Annotated in this window: 3 protein-coding genes; all 3 read left to right on the forward strand. The window is 44.8% G+C overall.

The genetic code is table 11. The features are described 5' to 3' along the window. Positions 1 to 93 precede the first annotated feature (93 nt). The 3 genes from dapA to lysA all read left to right on the forward strand — a co-directional run bounded on the left by dapA (position 94) and on the right by lysA (position 3,507). Positions 94 to 1,008 (forward strand): 4-hydroxy-tetrahydrodipicolinate synthase, encoded by a 915-nt coding sequence (gene dapA, locus B4N75_RS09225; protein ID WP_296020701.1) that lies wholly within the window; start codon positions 94 to 96, stop codon positions 1,006 to 1,008. A gap of 66 nt (positions 1,009 to 1,074) precedes the next feature. After that, positions 1,075 to 2,169: an aspartate-semialdehyde dehydrogenase gene (gene asd, locus B4N75_RS09230; protein WP_296669038.1), complete on the forward strand. Its 1,095-nt coding sequence runs from the start codon at positions 1,075 to 1,077 to the stop codon at positions 2,167 to 2,169. A 72-nt stretch (positions 2,170 to 2,241) separates the two neighbouring features. After that, positions 2,242 to 3,507 (forward strand): diaminopimelate decarboxylase, encoded by a 1,266-nt coding sequence (gene lysA, locus B4N75_RS09235; RefSeq protein ID WP_296669037.1) that lies wholly within the window; start codon positions 2,242 to 2,244, stop codon positions 3,505 to 3,507. The last annotated feature ends 174 nt before the right edge of the window (positions 3,508 to 3,681 follow it).

The raw sequence follows: 3,681 nt of genomic DNA on the forward strand, positions 1-3,681 counted from the left end.
AATAGATTATCGGGTCAAGCCTAATAATGACATTAAATCATAAAACTCGAAATTCAGGCTATATAAAAAGTTTTGTTTAGCAAGAGGTAATATATGTTAAAATTACAGGGCGCATTTACAGCCATGATTACACCGATGAAGTCTGACTGTTCTGTTGATTATGAAGGCTTTAGAAAAACTGTAAAATTCCAGCTTGAGCAGGGCATTGACGGTCTTGTTCCTCTTGGAACTACAGCAGAAACTCCGACTCTCGACGAACGTCCGGGACAGGAAGAAGACCAGCTTATTTCTATTGTAATGGAAGAAATTAAAGCGTTTGAAAACGCAACTGGAAAACATGTTCCTGTAATTTTAGGAGCAGGCAGCAACAACACAAAAGATGCAGTTATTTACTGCGAACGAGCAAAAAAAGCAGGCGCAGACGCCGCGCTTGTTGTTACCCCATATTACAACAAACCTTCAAAAGAAGGCATTTACCAGCACTTTGCGGCTGTAAGCAAAGTTGGAATTCCAATCATAGTATATAACATTGCCGGAAGAACTGGCGTAAATATTACAACAGATACACTTGCACGCATTGCGGAGCTTCCGAATATTGCCGGCGTAAAAGAGGCAAGCGGCAATATCAACCAGATGATGGAAGTAATTGCCACAATCAAATCAAAAAAGCCGGACTTTGCAGTTTTGAGCGGAGACGATGCGCTTACACTTCCTTTAATTTCTGTCGGCGGCGACGGCATAATATCAGTAGTTTCTAACCTTGCGCCTGCCGCAGTCGTAGAAATGGCGCATAAGGCTCTTGAAGGTGATTTTGACGCCGCGCGCAAGGCGCATTATAAATTGCTTCCGTTCTTTAAAGCTGCCTTTGTTGACGGAAACCCTACATCGATCAAATACGCAATGAGCGTAAAAGGCATGCCGTCCGGTCCATGCAGGCTTCCTCTTGCGGAAGTAAACGATGGCGCAAAAAAAGTGATAGAAGACGCTCTGAAAGAGTGCGGCCTGTAATCAAAATCACGAAAACGCAAAGACAGGCTTGCAGTAAACGGCTGTCTTTTTATGGGAGATAATAATATGGAAAGAATAAATGTTGGTGTTTTGGGCGCGACTGGAATGGTCGGCCAGAGATACATCAAATTGCTGGAAAACCATCCGTGGTTTAAGGTAACCTATGTTGCGGCAAGCCCGCGCTCGGCTGGAAAACTTTATCCTGAAGCTGTAAAAAACCGCTGGCTTATTGGAGCTGATATTCCTGATGATGTAAAAAATCTTACTGTTCAGGACGCAAATGAGCCTAAGCTTGCGCTCGGAAAGTGCCGCTTTGTCTTTTCCGCGCTCGAAATGGGCAAGGACGAAATCAAGGCTTTGGAAGCGGCTTATGCGGCAGAAGGAATTCCGGTTGTTTCCAATGCGAGCGCGAACCGCTGGACAGAAGATGTTCCTATGCTGATTCCTGAAATCAACTATTCTCACCTTGATGTGATTGCCGAACAAAAAAAGCACCACGGCTGGGACAAAGGATTCATCGCTGTAAAGCCGAACTGCTCTTTGCAGACATATATGATTCCGATTTTCGCTCTTATCAAGGCAGGCTACCCTGTAAAGAGAATGACTGTAACAACTTTGCAGGCTGTTTCCGGGGCTGGCTATCCGGGAGTTTCTTCGTTCGATATGATTGACAATATCGTGCCTTTTATTGGAGGCGAAGAAGAAAAGACCGAGAAAGAATGTCTTAAAATTTTGGGAACTGTGAAAGGCGGAAAGATTGAAAATGCTTCTGAGCCTGTTGTGTCTGCGACATGCACACGTGTTCCTGTAATCGACGGACATACTGCAAGTGTAAACCTCGAATTTGACCTTCCAGAAGACAAAAAGCCTTCTATTGAACAAATCTTAAAAGTCTGGGAAGAATTTGCTTCTCTTCCTCAGGAGCTGAAACTTCCTTCTGCGCCTGAGCATCCGATTGTATACCGCGAAGAAGAAAACCGCCCTCAGCCGCGCCGCGACCGCGACACAGAAAAGGGAATGGCCTGTGTAATCGGAAGGCTTCGCAAATGCGGCGTTTTTGACGTTAAGTTTGTAGCCCTCAGCCACAATACAAAGCGCGGCGCCGCTCTCGGCGGCATCTTGAATGCAGAGCTCTTAAAGGCAAAGGGCTTTTTTGACTGATCAAAAATAACAAAACGAAACAGGGGCTTTCTGCGTTTTGCGGATAAGCCTCTTTTTTTGGAGAAAAATATTATGGAAAAAACATTTCCGCTTAATAGCGAAGAACTAAAAAAACTTACACAAACATATCCGACGCCATTCTATCTTTACGATGAAAAAGCGATCCGCGAAAATATGCGCAAATTTACAAAGGCATTTTCGATTTTTCCGAAATTCCGCGAGCACTTTGCCGTAAAAGCCTGCCCTAATCCTTACATTTTAAAGATTCTTGCGGAAGAGGGGTGCGGAGGCGACTGTTCCAGCCTGCCGGAACTTATGCTCTGTGAGATTGCAGGAATCAAAAAAGACAAGGTAATCTTTACCTCGAACGAGACTCCAGCTTCTGAGTTTAAGTATGCGTTTGCAAACGGAAACATAATCAATCTTGACGACTTTACCCATATCAGTTTTTTGGAAAAAACTCTTGGAAAACTCCCAGAAACACTTTGCTTCCGGTACAATCCAGGCTCTGCAAAACACGGATGCAATTCAATAATCGGAAAACCGGAAGAAGCAAAATACGGACTTACACGCGAGCAGATGATCGAGGCATACAAGGTTGCAAAAGAAAAGGGCGTAAAGCATTTTGGACTTCATACTATGGTGGCTTCGAACGAGCTGAACCCGGATTTTTTTGTTGATACAGCAAAGCTTGTATTTGAGCTTGCAGTGGAAGTAAAGCAAAAATGCGGTGTAAACATTGAGTTTGTGGATTTAGGCGGAGGACTTGGAATCCCTTACAAGCCGGAGCAAAAGGCCGTAGACTACGATGAAGTGGCAAAAGGAATCCGCGCCGAATATGACAGAATTATTGTGCCTGCAGGACTTGACCCTCTCGGAATTTACTGGGAATGCGGACGCCCTATTACAGGACCTTACGGCTGGCTTGTTGCAAAGGCAATTCACGAAAAGCACATCTACAGGGAATACATAGGCCTTGATTCTTGCATGGCAGACCTGATGAGACCAGGCATGTACGGTTCTTACCACGAAGTTACTGTAAGCGGAAAAGAAAACGCGCCAAAAGACCATGTATACGATGTAGTAGGCTCTCTCTGCGAAAACTGCGACAAGTTTGCAGTTCAGAGGAAGCTTCCAAAAATCGATATAGACGACCTTGTAATAATCCACGATGCAGGAGCGCACGGCCGCGCAATGGGCTTTAATTACAATGGAAAATTAAGATGCGGCGAGCTTCTTTTGCGCGCAGATGGCACTGTAAAAGAAATCCGCCGCCGTGAGACAATCAACGACCTTTTTGCAACACTTGACCTAGAAGGCGTTGAAAACTTTAAATAACCAGAATGTCGAGTTTTGATAAGAGCAGTAATTTAAGTGTCATTCCCATGCTGCGTCACGGGAATCTGTTGGAAAATTTCAATAGATTATCGGGTCAAGCCCGATAATGACAGCGCATTCGCTGTCATTGCCCGGCACGACCGGGCAATCCCCCCCTACTCATACTTCCATCCC

The sequence above is a fragment of the Treponema sp. UBA7570 genome, assembly GCA_002477955.1.
Lineage (GTDB): Bacteria > Spirochaetota > Spirochaetia > Treponematales > Treponemataceae > Treponema_D.